Source organism: Ruminococcus sp. 5_1_39BFAA, assembly GCF_964240875.1.
GTDB lineage: Bacteria > Bacillota > Clostridia > Lachnospirales > Lachnospiraceae > Blautia_A.
On sequence record NZ_CAXSVO010000001.1, the window covers coordinates 1 to 25,414 of the forward strand.

27 protein-coding genes and 1 pseudogene are annotated in these 25,414 nt (G+C 51.4%); all 28 read left to right on the forward strand.

Annotated elements, in window-relative coordinates:
• On the forward strand, window positions 1-1,168 hold a 1,168-nt coding region (locus ACESZH_RS00005; protein WP_373215916.1), incomplete at its 5' end, for a DNA modification methylase.
• 145 nt (window positions 1,169-1,313) lie between these two features.
• Window positions 1,314-1,985 carry a virulence protein gene (locus tag ACESZH_RS00010; protein WP_373215918.1) on the forward strand — a complete coding sequence of 224 codons (672 nt, stop codon included), beginning with the start codon at window positions 1,314-1,316 and terminating at the stop codon, window positions 1,983-1,985.
• Entirely contained in the window at window positions 1,976-2,200 is a 225-nt protein-coding gene (locus ACESZH_RS00015; protein WP_373215919.1) for a DUF4314 domain-containing protein, read from the forward strand. The genes ACESZH_RS00010 and ACESZH_RS00015 overlap by 10 nt, the downstream gene beginning before the upstream one ends.
• 1 nt (window position 2,201) lies before the next feature.
• The gene (locus tag ACESZH_RS00020) at window positions 2,202-2,378 is read left to right on the forward strand and encodes a DUF5049 domain-containing protein (RefSeq protein WP_373215920.1); all 177 of its coding nucleotides are present in this window, start codon (window positions 2,202-2,204) and stop codon (window positions 2,376-2,378) included.
• A gap of 131 nt (window positions 2,379-2,509) precedes the next feature.
• Window positions 2,510-2,875 carry a hypothetical protein gene (locus ACESZH_RS00025; RefSeq protein ID WP_195389584.1) on the forward strand — a complete coding sequence of 122 codons (366 nt, stop codon included), beginning with the start codon at window positions 2,510-2,512 and terminating at the stop codon, window positions 2,873-2,875.
• A 4-nt stretch (window positions 2,876-2,879) separates the two neighbouring features.
• The gene (locus ACESZH_RS00030; protein WP_373215921.1) at window positions 2,880-3,128 is read left to right on the forward strand and encodes a hypothetical protein; all 249 of its coding nucleotides are present in this window, start codon (window positions 2,880-2,882) and stop codon (window positions 3,126-3,128) included.
• Between the two features lie 122 nt (window positions 3,129-3,250).
• Window positions 3,251-4,852, forward strand: coding sequence for a terminase large subunit (locus tag ACESZH_RS00035; protein ID WP_373215922.1), 1,602 nt, complete (start codon window positions 3,251-3,253; stop codon window positions 4,850-4,852).
• Window positions 4,853-4,868: 16 nt separating this feature from the next.
• A complete protein-coding gene (locus ACESZH_RS00040) occupies window positions 4,869-6,197 on the forward strand; it encodes a phage portal protein (protein ID WP_373216129.1) in 1,329 nt (442 codons plus the stop codon).
• Window positions 6,194-6,922: a head maturation protease, ClpP-related gene (locus ACESZH_RS00045; RefSeq protein WP_373215923.1), complete on the forward strand. Its 729-nt coding sequence runs from the start codon at window positions 6,194-6,196 to the stop codon at window positions 6,920-6,922. The genes ACESZH_RS00040 and ACESZH_RS00045 overlap by 4 nt, the downstream gene beginning before the upstream one ends.
• Before the next feature lie 15 nt (window positions 6,923-6,937).
• Window positions 6,938-8,173, forward strand: a complete 1,236-nt coding sequence (locus ACESZH_RS00050) for a phage major capsid protein (RefSeq protein ID WP_373215925.1) — start codon at window positions 6,938-6,940, stop codon at window positions 8,171-8,173.
• Window positions 8,174-8,192: 19 nt separating this feature from the next.
• Window positions 8,193-8,528: a head-tail connector protein gene (locus ACESZH_RS00055; RefSeq protein WP_373215926.1), complete on the forward strand. Its 336-nt coding sequence runs from the start codon at window positions 8,193-8,195 to the stop codon at window positions 8,526-8,528.
• Entirely contained in the window at window positions 8,525-8,857 is a 333-nt protein-coding gene (locus tag ACESZH_RS00060) for a phage head closure protein (RefSeq protein ID WP_373215928.1), read from the forward strand. Before ACESZH_RS00055 ends, ACESZH_RS00060 begins: the two co-directional genes overlap by 4 nt.
• Window positions 8,854-9,240 (forward strand): HK97 gp10 family phage protein, encoded by a 387-nt coding sequence (locus ACESZH_RS00065; protein WP_373215930.1) that lies wholly within the window; start codon window positions 8,854-8,856, stop codon window positions 9,238-9,240. Before ACESZH_RS00060 ends, ACESZH_RS00065 begins: the two co-directional genes overlap by 4 nt.
• Window positions 9,237-9,562: pseudogene (locus ACESZH_RS00070) on the forward strand (hypothetical protein). Before ACESZH_RS00065 ends, ACESZH_RS00070 begins: the two are co-directional and overlap by 4 nt.
• A gap of 5 nt (window positions 9,563-9,567) precedes the next feature.
• Window positions 9,568-10,161: a major tail protein gene (locus ACESZH_RS00075; RefSeq protein ID WP_334636643.1), complete on the forward strand. Its 594-nt coding sequence runs from the start codon at window positions 9,568-9,570 to the stop codon at window positions 10,159-10,161.
• Between the two features lie 11 nt (window positions 10,162-10,172).
• Window positions 10,173-10,550, forward strand: a complete 378-nt coding sequence (locus ACESZH_RS00080; RefSeq protein WP_373215931.1) for a hypothetical protein — start codon at window positions 10,173-10,175, stop codon at window positions 10,548-10,550.
• A gap of 179 nt (window positions 10,551-10,729) precedes the next feature.
• The gene (locus tag ACESZH_RS00085; protein ID WP_373215932.1) at window positions 10,730-13,450 is read left to right on the forward strand and encodes a phage tail tape measure protein; all 2,721 of its coding nucleotides are present in this window, start codon (window positions 10,730-10,732) and stop codon (window positions 13,448-13,450) included.
• A gap of 1 nt (window position 13,451) precedes the next feature.
• Window positions 13,452-14,231 carry a distal tail protein Dit gene (locus ACESZH_RS00090; RefSeq protein ID WP_373215933.1) on the forward strand — a complete coding sequence of 260 codons (780 nt, stop codon included), beginning with the start codon at window positions 13,452-13,454 and terminating at the stop codon, window positions 14,229-14,231.
• 6 nt (window positions 14,232-14,237) lie between these two features.
• Complete coding sequence (locus tag ACESZH_RS00095; protein WP_373215935.1) at window positions 14,238-16,760, forward strand: phage tail spike protein; 2,523 nt, start codon at window positions 14,238-14,240, stop codon at window positions 16,758-16,760.
• A gap of 13 nt (window positions 16,761-16,773) precedes the next feature.
• Entirely contained in the window at window positions 16,774-16,965 is a 192-nt protein-coding gene (locus tag ACESZH_RS00100) for a hypothetical protein (protein ID WP_373215937.1), read from the forward strand.
• Window positions 16,966-17,544, forward strand: coding sequence for a hypothetical protein (locus ACESZH_RS00105; protein ID WP_373215938.1), 579 nt, complete (start codon window positions 16,966-16,968; stop codon window positions 17,542-17,544).
• Between the two features lie 29 nt (window positions 17,545-17,573).
• Complete coding sequence (locus tag ACESZH_RS00110) at window positions 17,574-20,012, forward strand: glycosyl hydrolase family 18 protein (protein ID WP_373215940.1); 2,439 nt, start codon at window positions 17,574-17,576, stop codon at window positions 20,010-20,012.
• 79 nt (window positions 20,013-20,091) lie between these two features.
• Window positions 20,092-20,505 carry a holin family protein gene (locus ACESZH_RS00115; RefSeq protein WP_373215941.1) on the forward strand — a complete coding sequence of 138 codons (414 nt, stop codon included), beginning with the start codon at window positions 20,092-20,094 and terminating at the stop codon, window positions 20,503-20,505.
• A 1-nt stretch (window position 20,506) separates the two neighbouring features.
• Window positions 20,507-21,478 (forward strand): GH25 family lysozyme, encoded by a 972-nt coding sequence (locus tag ACESZH_RS00120; protein ID WP_373215943.1) that lies wholly within the window; start codon window positions 20,507-20,509, stop codon window positions 21,476-21,478.
• A gap of 115 nt (window positions 21,479-21,593) precedes the next feature.
• A complete protein-coding gene (locus ACESZH_RS00125; RefSeq protein ID WP_373215945.1) occupies window positions 21,594-21,800 on the forward strand; it encodes an SHOCT domain-containing protein in 207 nt (68 codons plus the stop codon).
• 52 nt (window positions 21,801-21,852) lie between these two features.
• Window positions 21,853-23,412, forward strand: coding sequence for a recombinase family protein (locus tag ACESZH_RS00130; protein ID WP_373215946.1), 1,560 nt, complete (start codon window positions 21,853-21,855; stop codon window positions 23,410-23,412).
• Between the two features lie 4 nt (window positions 23,413-23,416).
• Window positions 23,417-23,833, forward strand: a complete 417-nt coding sequence (locus tag ACESZH_RS00135) for an integrase (RefSeq protein ID WP_373215948.1) — start codon at window positions 23,417-23,419, stop codon at window positions 23,831-23,833.
• Entirely contained in the window at window positions 23,833-25,401 is a 1,569-nt protein-coding gene (locus tag ACESZH_RS00140; RefSeq protein WP_373215950.1) for a recombinase family protein, read from the forward strand. Before ACESZH_RS00135 ends, ACESZH_RS00140 begins: the two co-directional genes overlap by 1 nt.
• Window positions 25,402-25,414: the final 13 nt, after the last annotated feature.

Sequence of the window (25,414 nt, forward strand, 5' to 3'; positions counted from 1 at the left end):
GAGACATCATTATGGAACTGATATAATAATTCGCTGTTTTTGTGCAAGAGACAGGAACTTTATTTTGCGGGGCGACAGCATTATGGCTGCCCGCGAGGAACGATATGAAACCGTGCCCTGCGTTTTTGCCGAGAACCTGACGGAAGCACAGAAGCGTGCATATATCCTTGCGGACAATCAGCTTGCGCTCAACGCAGGCTGGGATGAGGAAATGCTGTCGGTCGAATTATCTGACCTGCAGGATCAGTCCTTTGACCTCTCGCTCCTCGGCTTTGATGCCAGTGAGCTGGATAAGCTGCTCGGTACAGGAAATGAAAAAGACATCGCAGATGATGACTTTGACCTGACCTCTGCTCTTGAGAAAGCTTCCTTCGTGGAGCCCGGCGACATCTGGACAGTCGGCAGGCATAGAGTTATGTGCGGCGACGCCACCTCACCTGAAGATGTGGAAAAACTCATGGACGGCAAAAAGGCAAACCTTGTTCTGACCGATCCTCCGTATGGAGTTTCCTTCAAAACCTCGGACGGTCTTACGATCCAGAACGATTCACTTAAGGGCGAGGAATTTTACAAGTTCCTACTGGCAGCCTTTAAGAACATGGCTGACCACCTCGAAAAAGGCGGAGCCGCCTACTGCTTTCATGCGGATACCGAAGGGCTCACTTTCCGAAAGGCATTCATTGACGCAGGCTTCCATCTCGCCGGTGTGTGTATCTGGGTAAAGAACAGTCTCGTGCTCGGTCGCTCCGATTATCAGTGGCAGCATGAGCCTGTGCTCTATGGCTTTTTGCAAAACGGCAAGCACCCGTGGTATTCAGACCGCAAACAGACCACCATCTGGAACTACGATAAGCCAAAGCGCAATAAGGATCATCCAACCAGCAAGCCGCTGGATCTTCTGGGCTATCCTATCCAGAACTCCTCTCAGGAAAATTCTGTAGTTATTGATACCTTCGGCGGCTCCGGCTCCACTCTGATGGCCTGCGAGCAGCTGAACCGCGTCTGCTACATGATGGAACTCGATCCGAAATACGCCTCTGTCATCCTTCGCCGCTACGTGGAAGACACCGGCGATGAGGAGAATGTGTATGTAATAAGGAACGGAGAAAAGCTCTTCTATTCCGCTCTGGCAAAGGAAGTCGAGACCTCTCCGACGGCAGGTGTATAGTACACAATTTCTGCCCGGATTCTTCGGCGATTTTCTACCTCAGAAAATGTCGGGAATCACTTGATAAATAAGGCTTTCAGAGTGATGTATATACATGCCGAAAGGCACGGTTGAAAACCTTAATTCACAAAGGAGGAACACACTCATGAAAGCAAATTACAATGTAACCGGAAACGACAGAAAAGCACTGGTCGCAGCCATCGAAAACCTCACCGGCGACAAGGCGGTCTACATGCGTATGCCGACCTGCGCTTACGAAATCGGCGACGTCACAGTCGACAAGGAAGGCGGCGTAACCTGCGATGACGCAGACAAGCTGGAACGCATCATCCACAGCCTGATCGCGGATGGTTTCACACCGGTAGATACTGAGGAGGTCGAAAGTACCGAAGAAGAAGCCACCGGCCTTACAGTCAGCCTCCCGCTCGACAAGGTGGCGGTCGGAAACCTCACCAACCTCCTCACCGCCAAGGAAAGCCTCATCAAGAAGGCGCTCGGCATTGACGACCTTGGAATTGAGGTCACAGAAGATACGGTCAGCTTCCCTTGGTTTACTGAGATGCCGGAGCCGGACGAGGTCAAGGCCTACACCCACTTCATTGCTGCCCTTGGAAAGATGAGCCGGGATTTGAAGCGCATCAGCGCCACCGAAAAGGAAGTCGACAACGAGAAGTACGCATTCCGCTGCTTCCTCCTGCGGCTGGGCTTCATCGGAAACGAGTACAAGGCAGAGCGCAAGATTCTCCTTCAAAACCTCTCCGGCAACTCCAGCTGGAAGAACGGCGCACCTGAAAAGGAGGTGGCAGCATGCGAATGATCACAAAAGAGCAGCTTGAGGCGCTCCACTCCCGCTACCCGGCAGGCACCCGCGTGGAGCTTCTCCAGATGGACGATGTACAGGCTCCGCCCATCGGCACCAAGGGAACCGTTACGGGAGTCGATGATACCGGGAGCCTCATGGTGAACTGGGACAATGGTTCCGGCCTGAATGTCATCTACGGCATAGACCGTGTACGTAAGGTGGTGGACTGATATGGATGAAAGGGTAAAGGAACAGATCCTCGCCATCCGGGATACCGGCCTTACAAATATGTTCGATATAAACATGGTGCAGCGGCTGGCCTACGAACGGGACTTTTACGAACTGGTTTTATACCTTGAGGATCACCGGTCTGAATACGTGAAATTCATCATGACCGGGGAAGGCTAACTACACAATTTAGGCCTCGAATGTTCCCACAGGATTGTCACATATATTTCGATAAATAGCTTGCTATTACAGGCGTTCAGAGTGATATATGTACATACCAAAAGGGAAAACAACCACAAGGAGGAACCACCATGAAGTACACAATTGAAGCCATAGAAAACGCGAAGCCCGGAATGCGCTGGGAAGAGATCGGATGCCATTGGACGCTGGGACAGGCCTACCTTTACAGCAAGGAAGCCGGAAACGACCTGCCGAACTTCGCCGAAGTCATCTGGGATTACGACATCGAAGCGATCCTTGCAGATTGCCGGAAGCTCGGAGTGAAGGAATTCACAATCAGCTCCACATTCTCAAGCCTTATCGAGACCATTGCAAAGTTTGAGGAGCTCGGCTGCACACTGGACGGAATTGTAAAGGTCAAGGAGCGCTACACCCACTTCGGAAGCGACGAGCATGCCCTCATCCCGGCCTTCAAGATGACGGTAAAGGAGGCGTAAGGAAATGTGGAGCGAAGGAGTTATCGGCATCCCGGATGCCAAGGACAAGGCAAAATACACCAAGTGTCACTACTGGGTAAAGCACTACGATGAGCCAAGCGAGACCTACGGCATAAACGGCGGCAGGATCAGCAAGCTCATGATCAAGATTGACGGTGAGACCGTTTGCAACTACGACAGAGGCTGGGACATTCATCCCACCTGCAAAGAAGCAGAGATGGCGCTTTGCATCCTGCTTGAGAACCACAACTAAGCATTAAACCCTGAATACGAATATTCCGGGAGACTGAGCCAGAAGGCTCTTTCTCTCGTACTGATACCGGATCGCTTTGGCGGTCTTTTATTTTGCCCTGAAAGGAGGCGGCCACCGTGCCAATGCGAAAACTGAAAAACTATAAGCCGACCCGCTTCATGGCAGAGACTTCCCACTACAGCAAGCAGATGGCAGACTTCGCCGTAATGTTCATCGAGCAGCTCACCCACACCAAAGGCACGTGGGCAGGAAAGCCCTTCGAGCTGATTGACTGGCAGGAACGGATCATCCGCGACCTGTTTGGTGTCCTGAAGCCGAATGGTTACCGTCAGTTCAATACGGCCTACATCGAAATTCCAAAGAAGATGGGAAAGTCAGAGCTGGCCGCTGCGGTCGCCCTGCTCCTTTGCTGCGGTGACGGTGAGGAACGCGCCGAAGTCTATGGCTGCGCTGCCGATAGACAGCAGGCCACCATCGTTTTTGATGTTGCTGCGGATATGGTGAGAATGTGCCCGGCGCTGAACCGACGCGTGAAGATACTTGCCTCCCAGAAGCGGATCATCTATGAGCCGACCAACAGCTTCTATCAGGTGCTCTCCGCTGAAGCCTACTCTAAGCACGGCTTTAACATCCACGGCGTGGTCTTTGACGAGCTGCACACCCAACCAAACCGGAAGCTCTTTGATGTAATGACCAAGGGCTCCGGCGATGCCAGAATGCAGCCGCTATATTTCCTGATTACCACTGCCGGAAACGATACAAACACAATCTGCTATGAAGTCCACCAGAAAGCGCAGGACATCCTTGATGGCAGGAAGGTCGATCCAACCTTCTATCCTGTTATCTATGGCGCGGAGTCTGACGAGGACTGGACTGATCCAGAGGTTTGGAAAAAGGCGAATCCGTCTCTGGGTATCACGGTCGGCATCGATAAGGTGGAAGCCGCCTGCGAGTCGGCAAAGCAAAATCCCGGCGAGGAGAACTCCTTTAGACAACTGCGCCTCAATCAATGGGTAAAGCAAGCCGTCCGCTGGATGCCAATGGATAAATGGGATGCATGCGCTTATCCCGTGAATGAAGACGACCTCGAAGGCCGCGTCTGCTACGGCGGTCTTGACCTGTCCTCCACTACGGATATCACGTCCTTCGTGCTGGTATTCCCGCCAAGGGATGAGGATGACAAGTATGTGATCCTCCCGTACTTCTGGGTACCGGAGGATACCCTCGACCTCCGTGTCCGGCGCGACCACGTGCCCTACGACACTTGGGAGAAGGAAGGCATGCTGCAGACCACGGAAGGCAATGTCATCCATTACGGCTATATCGAGAAATTCATCGAGCGCCTCGGTGAGCGCTTTAATATCCGAGAGATTGCTTTCGACCGCTGGGGAGCCGTCCAGATGGTGCAAAACTTGGAGAACATGGGCTTTACTGTCGTGCCCTTCGGACAGGGCTTTAAGGATATGAGTCCGCCCACAAAGGAACTCATGAAGCTGACGCTTGAGAAAAAGCTCGCCCACGGAGGCCATCCGGTGCTCCGCTGGAATATGGATAACATCTTCATCCGTACTGACCCAGCCGGAAACATCAAGGCTGACAAAGAAAAATCTACAGAGAAGATCGACGGAGCCATCGCCACCATCATGGCGCTTGACCGTGCGATCCGCTGCGGCAACGACAACGGCGCTTCTGTCTATGATGGCAGAGGCATTTTATTCATCTGAAAGGCAGGTGATCAATATGAGCATATTTTCAGGACTGTTTCGTTCAAGAGACAAGCCTACCAATTCGACGACCGGAAGCTCCTACCGCTTCTTCTTCGGCGGCACGACCTCCGGCAAAGCTGTGACAGAGCGCTCCGCCATGCAGATGACGGCGGTTTACTCCTGCGTGAGGATTCTGTCCGAGGCTATTGCAGGCCTGCCGATTCATCTCTACCGATACGGCGAAGGCGGCAGCAAAGAAAAAGCGACAAATCATCCGCTCTACTTCCTGCTCCACGATGAGCCGAATCCGGAAATGACATCCTTTGTATTCCGGGAGACACTGATGACGCACCTTTTGCTGTGGGGAAACGCCTACGCGCAGATCATTCGAAACGGCAAAGGTGAAGTGGTCGCGCTCTATCCCTTGATGCCAAATCGCATGACGGTCAACCGCGATGAAAACGGAGAGCTTTATTACGAATATCAGACGTCACAGGATGAAGCGCACACGATGAATGGCAGCCGTGTAAGGCTCCAGCCATCCGACGTGCTGCACGTTCCCGGTCTCGGCTTTGACGGCCTTGTAGGCTACAGCCCGATTGCAATGGCAAAAAACGCCATCGGCATGGCAATTGCCTGCGAGGAATACGGCGCTAAGTTTTTTGCTAACGGCGCGACTCCCGGCGGCATCTTGGAGCATCCCGGCGTGGTAAAAGACCCGGAGCGAGTGAGAGAAAGCTGGAACTCTGCCTTCGGCGGCAGCTCTAATGCAAACAAGGTGGCTGTGCTGGAGGAAGGCATGAAATATACGCCTATCTCCATCTCACCGGAACAGGCGCAGTTTTTGGAGACGCGGAAGTTCCAGATCAACGAGATCGCTCGTATCTTTCGCATCCCGCCTCACATGATCGGCGACCTTGAGAAATCGAGCTTCTCAAACATCGAACAGCAATCTCTGGAGTTCGTGAAATACACGCTCGACCCGTGGGTATGCCGCTGGGAACAGTCCATGCAAAGAGCCCTGCTCTCACCGGATGAGAAGAAGGAATACTTCTTCAAATTCAATGTTGACGGGTTACTCAGAGGCGACTACCAGAGCCGCATGAACGGTTATGCGGTCGGACGCCAAAACGGCTGGATGTCCGCTAACGATATCAGGGAGCTTGAAAACCTCGATCGTATTCCGGAGGAGGAAGGCGGCGACCTGTACCTGATCAACGGCAATATGACCAAGCTCAAGGACGCAGGAATTTTTGCGGCCTCGGCACAGACGCAGGAGGAAGCTGATGAAACGAAGGAAACACAAACCGAGCCGGAACCCGAAAGCGGGAGCACCCGGTTCAGAAAGAAGGAGGCACTATGACCAGAAAGTTTTGGAACTGGGTGCGAAACGAGGAGCCGGACAGCTTTGGCTCCGACCGAACGCTCTACCTCGACGGGGAAATTTCCGATGAGACATGGTTCGGCGACGAAGTAACACCCAAGCTATTTAATGAAGAACTACATGCAGGCGATGGAAACATCACCCTCTGGATCAACTCTCCGGGCGGTGATGTTTTTGCTGCTGCACAGATCTACAACATGCTGATGGATTACCCGCACGACGTTACGGTCAAGATCGACGCCCTTGCTGCTTCGGCGGCATCGGTCATCGCTATGGCCGGTACAAAGGTCTGCATGAGTCCCGTGGCCATGATGATGGTACACAACCCTGCGACCATCGCCATCGGTGATACCGAAGAGATGCAGAAAGCCATCGACATGTTAAACGAAGTCAAGGAATCCATTATGAACGCTTACGAAATCAAGTCCGGGCTCTCCCGTCACAAGATTTCACAGCTCATGGATGCCGAGACATGGATGAACGCCAAAGAAGCCGTAAAGCTCGGCTTTGCTGACGAGATTCTGTTCAGGGATGGAGAAAAATCTGTCCCAGAGGATACGGCTGACGCGGAGATGCTTTTCTCTCGCAAGGCTGTTACTGATTCGCTGCTTTCCCGACTGATTCCTAAGAAGAAGCCGGAAGCAAATAAACACATGGTACCAGTAACCGATCTTGAGAAGCGCCTTTCGCTTCTCGCACATTAAAGGAGGATTTTTACTATGACTCAGATTATGGAACTCATGGAAAAGAGAGCGAAGGCATGGGAGGCCGCTAAGGCGTTTCTTAATAGCCACTCTCAGAATGGCGGCATGGTTTCTGCAGAGGATGCCGCAACCTACGACAAGATGGAAAAGGAAGTCACCGACCTCACCAAGGATATCGAGCGCCTGCAGCGTCAGGAGCAGATCGACAAGATGATGAGTGCTCCAACTTCTACTCCGCTCACCGGAAAGCCCGGTGTAAAAGATGAACCGGATGATAAACCCGGCAGAGCTTCCGCAGCCTACAAGAAGGCCTTCTGGGACAACATTCGTCATCCCGGCAATCCCGCAATCCGAGACGTGCTTGAGGAAGGAACCGATGCAAACGGCGGATACCTTGTTCCGATTGAATTCGAGCACACCCTTGTTCAGGCGCTCAATGAAAATAACATCATGCGTACCATCGGCTGCAAGGTCATTACCACGCAAAACGAGCGCAAGATCCCCGTGGCAAATGGCCACACGCAGGCGGCATGGACTGCCGAGAACGGTGCCTACACCGAGAGCAATCCGACCTTCGCTCAGACCAGCATTGACGCTTTCAAGCTGACTGACCTCATCAAGGTGTCCGACGAGCTTCTTTCTGACAGTTTCTTTGATATCGAGGGCTACATCTCCGAGGAATTCGGTCGTGCCTTCGGTGAAGCTGAAGAGGATGCCTTCATCAACGGTGCTGTGCAGACCGGACAGACAGCTATCGACAGACCTACTGGCCTGTTCATCCCTTCTGCCGCTGGTGGTGCTCCTTCCGGCGTAACTGCAGCTTCCGCTACGGCAATTACCGCCGATGAGCTGATCAGCCTTGTGTACTCTCTCAAGGCTCCGTATCGCAGCAAGGCGAAGTTCCTCATGAACGATGCCACTGTCGCAGCTATCAGAAAGCTCAAGGATCTGAACGGCGTCTATGTATGGCAGCCTGCACTTACTGCCGGAGAACCCGACAGACTGCTTGGCTATCCGCTCTACACCTCTCCGAAGGTACCTACAATGGCCGCAGGAGCAAGAGCCATTGCATTCGGCGACTTCTCCTGCTACTGGATCGCTGATAGAGCCGGTCGTACGATCAAGCGCCTCAACGAGCTTTACGCTACCAACGGTCAGGTCGGCTTTACCTGCACGGAGCGTGTTGACGGCAAGCTGATCCTTTCCGAGGGCATCAAGATTCTCGACATGAAGGCAACTTCCGGTTCTTAAGGCAGGGAGGTGAACGACCGTGGCTTTGATTTCAACTGAAGATGCGAAGGCCTATCTGCGCGTAGATTCGTCTGATGAGGATGCCACGGTCGGTATCCTCTTGGCTTCCGCAATTCGCTTATGTATTGATATTGCAAGACTTACGGATGATCAGTGGGAAGTGATCGACTCCGATGCTGCTTCTTCTGATGAATTTACTGAGGCGGAGCTGTCTGCAATCCGTGAAATCATGAAGGTCGCTATCCTCTATACCTGTGCCTATCTCTTCGAGCACAAGGAGGAAGCCGACCACCATGCTCTTACCATGACACTACGTTCTCTTCTTTTTGCAATACGGGAAGGAGCGTTTTCATGAATATAGCTGCTATGAGAGTGCGCGTCACCTTCCAGAAAAATACGGTCATCGTCGACAAATATGGAAACCACAAAACCGGCTGGGCGGATTATTTCTCATGCTGGGCGACTGTCGGCACGAGCTCCGGTTCCGAATCTTCCGGTGTAGTCATCAATCCGGAGGAATCGCTGGACTTCACCTGCCGCTACTGCTCTGAGCTTTCGGATGTAGAATCGACAAAATACCGGATCATCGCAGAAGGCCGCACCTACAACATCACCTATGTAAACCCGATGGGCTACAAGCACAACAGCCTGAAATTCAACTGCAAGCTGGAGAAAAACGCATGAGTAGAAATGTATCAATAAGCGAGATGGGCGACGCCATTATGGAGGAACTCGAAAAATATTCAAAGCTCGCCACAGATGACCTAAAGGCTGCTGTGAAAGAGACTGCCGCTTCCGTCCGCAAGGATATTCAGGCAGGTGCGCCTGTCGATACCGGCAAATACAAGAAAAGCTGGTCGGTCAAGAATATGCACGAGGATTCACAGAGCATCGACCTCGTGGTGCATTCGAGAAACCGCTATCAACTGGCACACCTTCTGGAGCACGGGCATGTAAAGCGTGGCGGCGGACGTGTTCCGGCACAGCCTCATATCGCCTCCGCCGAAGAGCGCGGAAACGAAAAGCTCGTCGATACCATCAAGCAGAAGCTGGGAGGTGGATCATGACATACAACGATGTAATCACCATGTTAGAGGAAGTCGGTCTGCCGCTCGCCTATGACCACTTTGCCGAAGGTGAGTCACCAACCCACCCTTCCTCGTTTTTCTATATCCGGGCTCTGACAATATGTTCGCGGATGACACGGTGTTTCAGAAAATTGATGAGCTGAACATCGAATTATACACGGACGTAAAAGACCCAGAAACAGAAACCCGGATCGAGGACATCTTAATCGCCCACGACCTGCCTTACGAGAAATCTGAGGTGTGGATCGAGTCGGAGAAGCTGTACGAGGTCTTATATCAAACACAGATTATAGGAGGTTAAATACTATGTCTAACACAAGTAACAAGGTCAAGTTCGGCCTGAAAAACTGCCACTACGCCATTGCTACACTTGCCGCTGACGGTACTGTTACCTTTGGCACGCCTGTAGCAATGCCCGGTGCCGTATCCCTTTCGCTGGATGCTGAGGGGGATAATGATCCGTTTTATGCGGACGACTCCGTATATTACATGGTTTCAAACAACAACGGCTATTCCGGCGACTTTGAACTGGCGCTGATTCCGGAGAGCTTTCTCACGGACGTCATGCACGAAACTGAGGACGCCAACGGTGTCATTGTGGAGAACAAGGATGTGGAGCCAGAGCATTTCGCTCTGCTTTTTGAGTTCTCCGGTGACCAGAGGAAGATCCGTCACTGCATGTATTACTGCAGCGCGACCCGCCCTTCCGTCACTGGCAGCACCAAGGAAGACTCTACTGAGGTGCAGACAGAGACTCTTTCCATTACAGCCTCTCCGCTGCCTTCCGGCATCGTGAAGGTCAAAACCGGCACGAACACTACAAGCACTGTTTACGACGCATGGTACAACGCTGTATATGAGCCGAGTGCTTCGGTAAGCAACGGTGACGACGGAGAGTAAGGAGGCGCAATATGGCTGTAACAAAAACAATCGAGGTTGACGGCAAGGAGGTACAATTCCGCGCCTCTGCCGCCATTCCTCGCCTATACAGAAACAAGTTCCACAGGGACATATACAAGGATTTAAACGAATTACAGAAAGGCATCGATGAAAACGATGCAGAAAGCTCCAATCTGGACACTTTCAGTCTGGAACTTTTTGAGAACATCGCATGGCTGATGGCAAAGCATCAGAATCCGGATGTCCCAAATACACCGGAGGACTGGCTCGACCAGTTCAACACCTTCTCCATCTATGAAATCCTGCCGCAGATCATCGAACTGTGGGGACTGAATGTGGAACAGCAAGTGGAGTCTAAAAAAAACATCATCCGACAGAGCGGGAAATGACAACCCCGCTCTTTTTACTCCGGTGCGTGCAGATTGGGATTTCCATTTCGGAGCTCGACCTGCTCACCATCGGGACTGTCAATGACATGTACGCAGAAATGAGCAACGACGATTACAACTATCCTGCGCTCGCGACACAGGAGCAGATGGATCGATTTTAACAGGAAGGAGGTCATCGCATGGCTGACAGAATTAAAGGCATAACCGTGAAAATCGGCGGCGATACGACCGGCCTTTCCAAAGCCCTCTCCGGCGTGAACAAAGAAATTAAATCAACTCAGTCGCAGCTAAAGGACGTCAACAAGCTCTTGAAGCTCGACCCGACAAATACCACGCTGCTCGAACAGAAACAGAAGCTCCTACAACAGGCAGTCTCCGAAACCAAAGAAAAGCTCACACAGCTGAAGTCCGTGCAAGACCAGATGGATGCTGGACTTAAAAACGGTACCGTCACCCAGCAGCAATATGATGCATGGCAGCGTGAGATTATAGAGACCGAAAACGAGCTCAAAAACCTCGAACAGCAGTGTCGGGAAACAGATACCTCTATAACGGCAACACTCCGGGCAACCGGCTCCAAGCTGCAGGAGGTCGGCGGGAAAATATCTGATGTCGGCACGAGCCTCTCGACGCATGTCACAGCTCCTATTGTCGCTATCGGCGCTGCCTCCCTTGCCGCCTTTAACGAAGTGGACGCAGGGCTTGATATCGTAGCGCAGAAAACTGGTGCAACAGGTCAAGCTCTGGAAGAAATGAACCAGATCGTAAAAGACCTCGCCACCGAGATACCGACTGACTTCGAAACTGCCGGTGCTGCTGTCGGCGAGGTCAATACGCGTTTCGGCCTGACCGGGCAGGCACTGGATGATCTCTCGGCAAAATTCATCAAGTTTGCCCAGCTCAACGATACCGATGTATCGACATCTATCGACAATGTATCCTCCGTCATGAATGCCTTCGGTATGGACGCTTCTGAGGCGGATAATCTTCTGGACGCCTTAAACGCTACCGGCCAGGCCACCGGCATCGATATGGACACGCTGGCAAACGCCCTCTCCTCCAATGCCGCGCAGCTGAAGGAAATGGGACTCACCACCCAGCAGGCCGCTGGCTTTATGGGCATGGTGGAAATGTCCGGTCTTGATACCTCTGCTGCTATGATGGGCTTAAAGACAGCCATGAAGAATGCAACGGCAGACGGCAAAACGCTGGATCAGGTGCTTGCGGAATTCTCTACTACCATGCAGGGAAGCGGAAGCGATGCAGAAAAGCTGCAGGCGGCCTATGACCTTTTCGGCAGTAAGGCCGGTGCCTCCATCTACAATGCCGTGCAAACAGGAAAACTCAACCTGTCGGATTACTCCGGCTTCCTCGGTGATTTTGAAGGCAGTGTCGAAAATACCTTCAATGAGACACTCGACCCGATTGACCAGTTCCAGATGACGATGAACTCTCTGAAGGAAACCGGTGCTGAGGTCGGCAACTCCCTGATGTCAGTTCTTGCTCCTGTCTTGAAGGAGCTATCTGATAAGTTGAAATCCCTCGCCGAATGGTGGAACAACCTCGGAGAGCCCATGCAGCAGATGATTGTAAAGATTGCGCTCGTGGCTGCTGCAATCGGGCCGGTACTTGTAATAGTCGGCAAGGTGATATCCGCTGTTGGTACGATTATGACGATCATTCCTACTGTAACCACTGCTATGGCCGGAGTAAAGACGGCGATGGCAGGCCTGAATGCAGTCATGGCGGCAAATCCAATAGGACTGATCATTACGGCTATTGGCCTTCTGGTGGCAGCCTTTATCTACCTGTGGAACAACTGCGAGGGCTTCAGGGAATTCTGGATCAATCTCTGGGAGAAGGTCAAGGAAATCGCCATCACTATATGGACGGCGATCAAGGACTTCTTCGTCAGCATTTGGGAAGCCATAAAAACGACCTTCACCACTGTGGTAAATGCGATCAGCAGCTTTCTATCCACAGCATGGAACACTATAAAGAGCACGGTTGAAACCGTGATGAATGCTATAAAGACGGTTATCTCTACTATTTGGAATGGCATCAAGAGCTTTTTTGAAACCATATTCAATGCAATAAAAACTGTGGTGACCACCTATTTCAACATCTACAAGACGATCATTGAAACCGTCCTGAACGTGATAAAGACCGTGGTGACCACTGTTTGGAATGCTATAAAAACAGCTGTAGAAACTGTCGTGAATGCCATAAAGACGGTCATCGCCACCGCTTGGAACGCCATCAAGACTACGACCTCTACGATTTTTAATGCTGTAAAGAGCGTGGTTACTTCAGTTTGGAACGGCATAAAGAGCGCGGTCATGAATGTGGTGAATACCATGAAGTCCGGCATCAGCAATGGCTTTAATGCGATCAAGAGCACGGTGTCCAATATCGTAAACGGGATCAAAAATACGATCTCCAATGTATTCAATACGATCTGGAGCACGGTATCCGGCATCGTAAATAAGCTAAAGAGCGTGTTCAACTTCAGCTGGAGCCTGCCGAAGATCAAGCTGCCGCATTTCTCTATAACAGGCAGTTTTTCGCTGAACCCGCCATCCATACCGCACTTTTCTGTGGACTGGTATAAGAAGGCGATGTCCGGCGGCATGATCTTAAAGGATGCGACCATCTTCGGACAGAGCGGCGGCACACTGCTTGGCGGCGGCGAGGCTGGTGATGAGGCTGTTGTCGGTGTAAGCTCTCTGCGATCCATGATTCAGGATGCTGTAAGCAGTGCTACCCTCAGCATTTCAGGCGACCAGCCTCTCATCAATATCGAGGAAATGAGCGTCAGAAGCGACGACGATATCCGGAAGATTTCTCAGCAGCTCAACACACTGCTGACTGCCGGACGCAGGGCGAAAGGACTGGTGTAATATGGGATTTTCATTTAACGGAACAACCTCCCAGTCTATGGGACTTGCGACAAGGATTACAAACGAATATCGGATGCCTGAGCTTAGAAACAATACGATCACCATGCCCGGATGGCACGGCGTATTTGATTTCGGAGAAACAGTATCCGAGCGAAAGATACTCATCTCCTGCTTCATTCCTCCGGGAAAGACAGACGAACAGTTTCTTTCAAAGAAGGACGATATTATCGAATGGCTGAATCCGGACAACGGCCTCTGCCAGCTCATTCTGGACAAGGAACCGGGACGAGTGTATGAAGCAAGGCTGACGTCCGGATTTTCCTTTGACCGGGCAGTCCGCAATTCCTGCACCTTTGATCTGGAATTTTTCTGCCCAGACCCTTATGGCTATGCCATATCGGACGAGTCCTTTGATTTTGCGGAAGCAGGAACCTTTATCGCTTCTCGCGCTCTGGGGAATATCGAGTCCTACCCGGTCTACTCCTTAAAGGGTGTAATTCCCTCCGGGACAGACTCATATATCTCCATAACCACAAACGGCAACGAGCTTCAGATTATAGGACAACTTGCCGCCGGGGAAACATTGATTATTGACTCTGACCTTATGACGGCAAAGGTGGTGGATTCCAACGGAGAAACTCTTCGAAACGGTCTCCCGCTTCTGTCGGAGCTAAACTTCCCAGTATTAAATACTGGAGATAACACCATCGTGATTGCTGCGGTCGGTACAAATACTACATTTACGGAACTGAACATTCAGGCCAGAAGCCGCTGGAGGTGATTTTGCATGGCTATTAAAAATATATTGAATACCCAAGATGCCTTCACCGGCGAGTTCCCGGCTGCATGGGCTCCCGACGGCCTCTGGCGCTTTAACGAATCAGAGCCGGATGCAGATGATTATCTGGCAGATTCCTCCGGGAAGGATCGCAAGGCTTATATTCATAACTGGAGCGGCACCACCGCTGATATGAAAACAGGCAATTTCGGTCGCTATTTCCAGTTGAACATCAATAATCCTTCTTCAGAGAAAACCTACCTAAAGGTGGAGAACGACGGCAGCATCTTCTCAAGCCTCGGAGAAACCATCGTGATCGGTGGTTGGATGAAGCCTACGACATATTCAGTCGGTAATACCTATACTCCGATTCTGAATACCCGCTATGGCTCCGGACAGCCTATTTTCTATCTGTCGCTGATCAGAGGAAAACCAAGGATCATGCTGTATAACTCCTCCGGCTCTCTGATTCTTGACACATCGGTATCACCTTCGTTCTCTCTGCTAAACGGCTATTGGTATTTTATTGCATGCGTAATTAAGCCAAATGCAAAGACGGCGCAGTATATCCTTGGCGATAAGAGCTCCGGCACGGTTTGGCAGTCAAGTGTGCTGACCTTTACCGGAGAGCTGAATCGTAGCTGTGTGGCAGACCTCATCTGGGGAATGCACGCGGACTCCTACTGGTATGCAGGCGGCTTTGATGACTGGTTCCTCGACTGCGATTCTGATCTTACAGCTGATGACCTCGCAAAATATTTTCTGGAATCACTCTCCGCAAACGGAGCGGATCTGACCGGTGATGTGGACGGCCTGACGACACCGGATGTCGTTACGCTTCGCCCCACTGACTCAGTCTACCCGTCAAACGGCCAGCTCATTACCGCAGCAAGAGATTGTGGCGTAATCGGGAACGGCAGAGTTTCTGTGAAAGCAGATTACTCTCCGGGAGAAACTTCTATCGCACTTGTGGAAACAGCTACCTCAGATGACCTCTCTACTTGGACAGAGTGGCAGGCTGTCGGCGCAAACGGCGAGCTGGAATCTCCTGCAAAGAAATACATCAAATACCGCGTCACACTCGCCACCACGAATACAGCGAGGACGCCTACGCTGACATCTATCAGTCTATACGATAATCCGAAGCCTCTATATACCAAACTTGGATATGCAAGGCCGGTCGTTCTGGACTCGGACGGTAATGCGGAGGCAGTGCTGGATAACGCCTATGACATCATCGTGACCAGTGAGATCAACGGCGTGGATGAACTGGAATTTAAGCTACCGTTTCAGGACAGCAAACGCGCCTATATCGACAACGAAAAAAACGTGCGCATTGTCAGCGACACCTATCGCATCCGCACCATTACGGACGACAAGGAAGAAAGCGGCAAAGCCATCACTACGGTCTATGCGGAGGCAGCATTCTATGATCTTGCCTACTCTGTAAAAAAGGATGAGATCACCTTTAACGCGGACACTGCTGATGTTCCGATTGCTTATGCCCTGCAAGGCACCGACTGGGATGTGGGCACGGTTAATGTCTCTACAAAGCGTACTTGGACTTGTTCTGAGAAAAACGCACTGGCGATTCTGCGGGCAGTACAGAACATTCACGGCGGCGACCTGATTTTTGATAACGCGAATAGGATCGTGAAGCTCCTGACCTTCTCCGGTGAGGATTCCGGCGTGCTGTTCTGCTATAAGAAAAATATGAAATCCATCCAGCGCGTCATTGATACGACCAACCTGATTACAAGGCTTTATGCCTACGGCAAGGACGGCATGACCTTTGCTTCGATCAATGGCGGCAACGAGTATGTGCAGGACACGACCTACACTTCCGAAATACGAATTGCTACGCTGGATTGCTCGAACTTTACCAATCCGTATCAGATGCTGGAATATGCCAACATGCGTCTTGCGGACTATGCCTCTCCGCGTATCTCATATGTGCTAAAGGCGATGGATCTGTCGGTACTGACCGGCTACGAGCATGAGACTTGGGATCTGGGCGATACTGTTATGGTGAAGGATGACGATCTGAACCTGTCTGTAAAGACCAGAATCGTCCGCAGGGAATACAACCTTCAGGAGCCTTGGAATACGGTGCTGGAGCTTTCCACTACCCTCCGGGAGCTGGGTGATTCCTCCTCACGCTGGGACAGTGCAGCCGATACGCTGGAGTCAACTGATCTGATAGACAGTCAGGAAATGAAGGATCTTGTGCCGTTTAATCACCTGCGTAATTCCAGAGCAGACTCCGGCCTTACCTATTGGCAAAACTCCGGTTTTAACGTAGATGCGGATAATGGTGTATCCGGCACGGCTTCCTTCAAATGCGAAGGTGCTCTGAATACCACGAAGAGCCTCTCGCAAACCATAACACCCGCCAACCGGCAGTGTTATACCTTTTCGGCACAGATTGCCTCAGAAAATCTCGCAAAAGGTACTGGCGGTCAGGTGGGTATTGAGGTGACCTTCGAATACGAAGACGGCACAACAGAAACACGATTTATAGACTTGATTTGAAGGAGGGATCTCTATGGCTTCATTCACACACGTGGCACAGGACATCTCTCCTCAGTATGGCCGCGTAACAAAAATCACCATCCGGGTATGCGTGACTGACTGCACCGGTACTGTATATATCACAGATATGCTCCTGCAGGGCGGCTCCATCGCAACCGGCTGGGAAGGACATGTTTCAGAAATTCAATGGACGGAGGACGGATAAATGCCGGAGTTTACACGCTTTGCAGAGACAATTACAAAGAAACAGGATAAGCGTGTCGTAAACATCACGGTAAAGCCCACTGTCACGGACTGCACCGGTACCGTCTGGTTTACTGACCTCATGCTACAGGAAGGCGACAAAGTTACAGGCTTCGCCATCAACACCGGAACGCTTCTGGAAAAATACGATGGCGATGATGCTACAACCGGAAAAAGGTTTTATAACGGCATCGTCCGCTCTGCTGCGACCTGCATTATCTATAACCTCGGTTCCACTGCTGCCGGTCTTGATTACAAGGTCTATCCGATTCAGGCAATGGCTGCCGGGAGTGTTTCGCTCGCGCTGGGTGAAGGTGCCCATAAAGCAACTTTCAAAGCAGCGGCGGCTGCCGGTGACGAGTTTGACCTTTTCGCTTCTACGAGGAAGTGCCTGAAGAACGGTGCTGCAACAGCCAAGGACGGCTTTTTCCAATACTCTGCTGCCGGTGACAGCAAGCACCCAATTACTGTAGAGGATAAAAAGTCTGCCCGCATCTATGTGGAGTTTCAGGAAATGCAGAACGGAGGTGATGCCCTGTGAGCTATGATTATTTGAAAGGCCGCAAGTGCATGGTCTGGACATTCATGGGCAATACCAGAATGTATCAGGCTCTTGCCGCCTATGGAGACCGCCTCTCGCAGGTAGGTCTCTTTTCTTTTAAGGTATCGCGCACCGGTGTCATCACGGAAAGCGGCGTGGCAATTTCCGATATGTTGACCTACATCAACCGATGGCCGCACATCAAATGGCTACTGACGATATCCAACGATGGAACAAACAGTATCTTTGCGGCTCTCCGGGATAACACAAACGGCGCTCAGGATACCTTCCTTTCGGAGATTGTCCGCATTATGGAAAAATATCCGTGGTGCGACGGCATCGATATTGACCTTGAGAAAGGCGATGGTTATTCCACACACGCTGCCTCCACGGCAATGTTTCGGAATATCTATAACACGGTAAAGAGCTATGACAGCAGCAAGCTCATGAACATCTGCCTTCCGGGCATGAATGCCATCAACGGTTCGGTCGGCGGCGAGAACTGGTGCGTTTATGGCGACCTCAACGCTTACTGCGATACAGCAGCCATCATGAGTTATGGTATGGCGTGGGCGGGCTCTGCTCCCGGTGCTGTCTCTCCAAGGGACTGGCTTGAAGGCATTTACGACTATGCTGTCACGGTCATGAACCCGGAGAAGATATTCTTCGGACTTCCCGCATACGGCTGGAACTGGCAGATTTACGATCTTCCCGTAAACCTCGGTAAAACCTATCGCGGCACGTCAAATACCTACTATGCGGCGAAGAACTGGATGACCGGACAATATAACTTCACGGACGATGCTCCTCCGCAGCCCTTCATTCCAATTCTCGCATACTGGGATGACTACGACATGGTGCCTTGGGCGCTGCCACAGGTTTACGACTTCATGGAAGGCAGAGATGCCACAAGCTATGAGTATCCGCTGATGAACGGAACCTATAACAGGCGACACTACCTGACGGCTTACAGCAAAGAGCAACACACTGAGTTTGGCACCATCTATGTGGATGCGAATGGAACGACAAGCTCCTACACCGGCATTGTATCGTTCGAAAACGGTGTGGCTACGCTGGGCGATGCAGGAGAAGCGACCTACACTTTTACTGTTTCAAGCGCCGGAACCTACGATATTGCGATCCGACTCTGTTATCCCTTCTGGGATAAGAATGGCATCTATGTTTCGATTGATGGCAGTACAACGCATTTTACGGAAAGCAGGCTCTGGTGGCCGTATTGGAGAAGCACCTTCTGGACAACGCTTGCCAGCAATATTTCTCTTTCGTCAGGAAGCCACACCATCAAGATTTCAGTTGATGTAAAAGGCGTGCAGTTTTACGGCTATCGCGTTTGCAGCAGCTTTTCAGAGGCTCCCTCTGCGGGTAGCGCGTCCTTTACGCTCTCTCCACGCCACTTTATCGATGTGGACGGCAACGAGTGCCAGCCGGACAGGGCTTTCAAGCTCACCTGCGAAATGCTGAGACGAAAGCCGGACTCCGCCCTTATCTGGTATGAGGACTTCCGAGATTATGGCGTGCTGCAAACAAACTACTATACGACCCTTTCAGGCTCTTGGACGGTATGGCGCGAGGATGAGTATTCCGAAAGCCGCGTCTACTCCCAGCTTGATGGCTCCGGAAAGCTCGCATGGCGATACGACGGATTTTCCGATATTCACCTGCGAGCAAGACTGGCCTTCCCTGCGACAGGAAGTGGCAGGGCTGGAGTATTCTGCGGTGATATGTTCTGCTGTCTGAATTACAACACGCAGGCCGTTGAATTATATAACGGCAACACGCTCCTTGGCAGCTACAGTCAGACCATAGAACGAACAGCAAACAGTGCCCTTCGAACTGATCCGTCAATGTACACGGTCGAGATGCGTATCCGTGGGAACAAGGTGCGCGTCTATTCCGGTTCTTCCTATACGCTGCGCTTCACGGCAACGGTCAGCGGCTTTTCCGGAGGCTATGCCGGATACCGGTCAGATAACCGAACGGTCTGCGAGTTACTTCGTCTTGGCGATGCGTGGACTTACGAGCCCTACGAGCGCTTTGATGTCACTTTCCCAGACGGAACCATTACACAGTATGGCAGGATCAGCCGGTCGAATGCCACATGGGATACGGAATTTCAGGTGTTTACTCTAACCTCTGATGTTGAGGAAGAAGCGACACGCAGCGAGAGCATTTCACTGGATTATGAGTTCTACCACTCCCACGAACTTTCCCTGACCTGTGGCAACGATTATACGGTGACCATCACCCCGAAGGACATCGATATATGGATAGCGAGGCTTTTCCTCGGAGACGCAGACGGCTTTTCCATCCTCTACTATCAGGACGTGGATTCGCTTGTTTACTGGGCAAATGAAGCGGCCTACCGCTGGGGAGTGAGAGGTTTTGCCATGTGGTCGCTGGGACAAGAGGATATGCGGCTCTGGGAAGCACTGCCAAAGCAGATATAACTTCATACACGGATACAGTTCACAAGGCTGTCTGCAAAATGCAGGCGGCTTTTATTTTGCACAAAGGAGGGATTTTCTCATGAAAGAATTCTGGAACACGATTCAACTTGTATTTGCCGCTGTCGGAGGATGGCTTGGGTATTTCCTTGGTGGCTGCGACGGGCTCTTGATAGCGCTGGTGATCTTTGTGGCCTGTGACTACCTTACCGGCGTCATGTGCGCCATTGCCGACAAGAGGCTGTCCAGCGAGGTCGGCTTTAAGGGAATCTGCCGCAAGGTGCTGATATTCCTGCTGGTGGGCATCGGAAACGTCGTTGATGTTCAGGTGCTCGGACATCCGGGAGTGCTCCGCACGGCGATTATCTTTTTCTACCTGTCCAATGAAGGACTATCTCTGACGGAGAACGCAGCACATCTCGGCCTGCCGGTACCGGAAAAATTAAAGGAGGTCTTGGAACAGCTCCACGACCGTGAAAGCGAGGAGGAAAAATAACATGACGAGAAAAGGAATCGACGTTAGTCATTGGCAGGGAACCATTGACTGGAACAAGGTCAAAAAGGCCGGTATCGAGTTTGCCATCATCAAGGCTGGTGGCTCCGATGCCGGTTTTTATACGGACAGTAGGTGGGAAGCAAATTACAAAGGTGCGAAGGCCGTCGATATACCTATCGGCGCTTACTACTTTGTCGGAAAGGACTGCGTCACCGCTGCCGCCGGGAAAGCAGATGCTGAACGCTTCCTGCGAATTCTGAAGGGCAAGCAGCTGGAATACCCGGTCTATATGGATAACGAAGCGCAGCCTGTTTCTGCTAAGGCAGGTATCACTGAGGCTACCATCGCTTTCTGCGAGACATTGGAAGCAGCCGGATATTTCGTCGGCATTTACGGCTCCGCTGTTTCCGGCTTCAAAGAACGTATGGATGACACGAAGCTCACACCTTACGCCCACTGGGTAGCGCAGTATGCCAGCAAATGCTCCTATAAAGGCGACTACGGCATCTGGCAGTATTCTTCCAAAGGCTCTGTGGATGGTATCAGCGGCAACGTGGATCTGGACTACGGCTATGTGGATTATCCGACCATCATCAAAAATGGCGGCTTTAATGGCTATACAAAGGCTGCGTCTGATGACAACGCGCCTGCTACTCCCGCTCCGGTCACTTCGGCAAAGACCGTGGATGAGCTGGCGCAGGAGGTGCTGGATGGTAAATGGGGAAACGGAACTGACCGCAAGGAACGCCTGACTGTAGCCGGATACGACTATTCTGCCGTTCAGGCCAAGGTCAATGCTCTGGTGAAAAAGCAGGAATCCGCTCCGGTCTATTACACCGTAAAAAGCGGCGATACCCTCTCCGGGATTGCTAAGAAGTACGGCACCACGGTTTCTGCAATCCAGAAGCTCAATCCGACGCTCATCAAAAACGTCAACCTCATTCTGACCGGCTGGAAGATCAGAGTGAAATAACTGAATATCCAATCTGTATGCCTGCGAGTGTTCTTCGGAATGCCCGCAGGTTTTTTTATTTTCCTCCGCTCAAAACTGCAGCTCATCTCCAGTGGAAACTGGAGGTGGATATGTTATGCCAAACGTAAATGCGAAAGTTCAATCTGGATATTTCACACAGGAACGGATTCAGGGCGATCTCGACTATCGCCGGGCGCAGGAAATCGCAAAAAAATTGCTTGATGACGGCCTGATCTCTGTGGCTGAATTCAACAAATTAACCGCCATCAATCGAGAAACTTTCTCTCCCTTGTTCGCGGAAATAATGCCGAAAATCTCTTGATATGTAGTCGCTTTAGAGTGATGTATAGACGTACGGAAAGGAGGGACTTCCCTTGAAAAAAGTCACGAAAATCGCGGAAACAGCGAACTCGAAAGTTAAGCTCAAGAAGATCAGGGTAGCTGCCTACTGCCGCATCTCTACGGATTCTGATGCCCAGCTTGAGAGCCTTGATGCACAGAAAACCCACTATGAAAATTACATCACATCGCGTGATGACTGGGAGTTTGCAGGCCTCTACTACGATGAGGGCATTACCGGCACCAAGAAGGACAAGCGTCCGGAGCTGCTCCGACTCATTGATGACTGCAAGGCCGGTAAGGTGGACTTTGTAATCACAAAATCCATCAGCCGCTTTAGCCGGAACACAACAGACTGTTTGGAACTGGTCAGGAAGCTCCAAGCCCTGCACATTCCCATCTATTTCGAGAAGGAAAACATCAACACCGGTTCAATGGAGAGCGAGCTTTTTCTTGCAATCCTCTCCAGCATGGCCGAAGGCGAGTCTGTTTCTATATCAGAAAACAACAAGTGGGCAATCCAGAAACGCTTCGAGAACGGCACCTATAAAGTCAGCTATCCACCCTACGGCTACGATTGGGATGGCGAGCAAATGATCATTAATCCGGAGCAGGCGGCTGTGGTAAAGGAAATCTTCGCAGCGCTGCTCTCCGGAAAAGGCACCCACGCCATTGCCGACGACCTAAACCGGCGTGGCATTCCTACCAAGCGAAACGGACGCTGGACGGCCACAACCATTCGCGGGATGCTTTCCAATGAAAAGTACGTCGGCGACTGCCTTTTCCAGAAAACATACTCGGATTCACGCTTTGTTCGGCACAACAACCACGGCGAGCAGACGCAGTACATGGTCAAGGATCATCACGAGGCAATCATCAGCCGGGAGGATTTTGAAGCCGCTCACGCTTTTATTCGCCAACGAGCTACGGAAAAAGGCGTCGTCAAAGGAAGCGACAAATACCAAAACCGCTACACCTTCTCTGGCAAGATCATCTGCGGCGAGTGCGGCGATACTTTTAAGCGCCGGATTCACAGCTGCATTGGATACAAATACGCTGCGTGGTGCTGCAATACCCATATCAAGGATAAGGATAAATGCCATATGCTTTTTGTAAAAGACGATGATCTGAAGCAGGCTTTTATCACCATGATGAACAAGCTGGTCTACGCACACCGGATCATCCTAAAGCCATATGTGGACGCGCTGAAAAACACATCGTCGGACGACTCGCTTCGGCGCATTCAGGAAATACAGACCTTATTGGCGCAGAATACAGAAAAGCGCGAGACTCTGACAAAGCTCATGACACAGGGCATCATTGACCCGATCCTTTTTAACAAGGAGACGAACGAGCTGCTTTCTCAGGCGGACAGTTTCCGTGATGAGATCAATGCCTTAAAAAACGCTGTTTCCGGAGATGTAACAAAGGTTACCGCAGCCACAGCGCTTCTGCACTTTACAGAAAAAGGCGGGATACCTCAGGAATTCGATGATGGTCTGTTTGAAGAATATGTGAACCGCATCATCGTGCGCTCCAGAAATGAAGTGTGCTTTGAATTGAAATGCGGTCTAAAGCTTCGAGAAAGGATGTGAGAACATGGGACATACACCTTACGGTTACAGCATAGAAAACGGCTGCGCCACGATTAACGAGGACGAGGCTGATAAAATACGAAAGCTCTACGAGAATTACCTCTCCGGAATGGCTCTGGCCAAGGCTGCTGCCGCCGCTGGCATTGAAACCTACCACGGCACGGCAAAGCGCCTGATGGAAAACAGGCACTACCTCGGAGACGATTTTTACCCGGCAATTATCGATCAGGTAACCTTCGATAAAGCTGCTGCAATCCGGCTTGAACGCGCCGGGAAACTGGGCAGGCTGAACAGGAAAAAGAACTCAAAACCTGCAACGCCTCCTACAGGATTTCGTATGGCGGCGGCAGAGCAACACTATGAAGATCCGAGGCTGCAGGCAGAATACCTCTACAGCCTCATTGAAAGCGAGGTAAGCTAATGGGAAATGTTATGGTGATTCCGGCCAGACGACAGGTCGGAAATACGGTAAAACAATCAGATCAGAAAAAGCTCCGTGTTGCAGCCTACTGCCGCGTCAGTACAGATTCCGAAGAACAGGAAACAAGCTACGAGGCTCAGGTCACACACTACACCGAGTACATTCAAAAGAATCCAGAATGGGAGCTTGCGGGCATATTTGCAGACGACGGTATTTCCGGTACCAACACCAAAAAACGTGACGAATTCAACCGAATGATCGACGAGTGCATGGCCGGTAACATCGACATGGTCATCACCAAGTCCATCAGCCGATTTGCCCGAAACACTCTCGACTGCCTCCAATACATCCGACAGCTGAAAGACAAAAACATACCTGTTTATTTTGAGAAGGAAGCCATCAACACGCTGGACGCTAAAGGCGAGGTGCTGATCACGATCATGGCGAGCCTTGCCCAGCAGGAAAGCCAGTCAATGAGCCAGAACATCAAGCTGGGACTTCAATACCGCTACCAGCAAGGTAAGGTGCAAGTCAATCACAATCGCTTCCTCGGATATACCAAAGATGACGACGGGCACCTGATTATTGATCCGGAGCAGGCAGAAATCGTAAAGCGCATCTACCGAGAATACCTCGAAGGCTCCAGTATGGATAAGATTGCAGACGGGCTCATGGCTGACGGCATCCTCACCGGCGCTGGCAAGACAAAATGGCACACCAGCACCATCAACAAGATTCTCCGCAACGAGAAGTACATGGGTGACGCCCTGCTTCAAAAAACCTATACCACAGACTTCTTGACGAAAAAGCGGATCAAGAACAACGGAACCGTTCCTCAATACTACGTCGAGGGCGACCACGAAGCGATCATTCCAAAGGAGCTCTTCATGCAGGTGCAGGCAGAACTTGTCCGCCGACGGGTAGTACACGTCAGCCCGACAGGCAAGAAACGCAGCTTCTCTTGCAATCACTGCTTTGCACAGATGGTTTACTGCGGAGACTGCGGTGAACTTTATCGGCGCGTCCACTGGAATAATCACGGCTGCAAATCCGTCGTCTGGCGCTGCATCAGCCGCTTGGAGCCCACCTCCGCCGAAAAGAACTGTACCAACCGGACGGTTAACGAGCTCCTGCTGCAGGAGGTTACGGTCAAGGCCATCAATCAGATTCTCACCGAGAGAGACGTGTTTCTTAAAACCTTACAGCAAAACATCGCCAAGGCCGTGGTCAACGCTGATACACTCTCGCCGGACGGCATTCAGAATAGGCTCTTGGAACTGCAAAAGGAACTCATCAAGAAGGCGAACAACAAGCAGGACTACGATGCCATCGCCGACGAGATTTTCCGGCTCCGCGACCAGAAGGAGCAGTCCGAGGTCGACAGCCACCACCGGGAAGAAGCTATGAACCGGATCAAGGAGCTGCAGGACTTTATCGCCGGACAGGAAACCGATATCACAGAGTTTGATGAGGCTCTGGTCAAAAAGCTCATCGAGAAGATCACCGTCTTCGCTGACCACTTCACTGTGGAATTCAAGTCCGGGATCACAATCGACATCGAAGCATAAAAAGGCTCCTCGC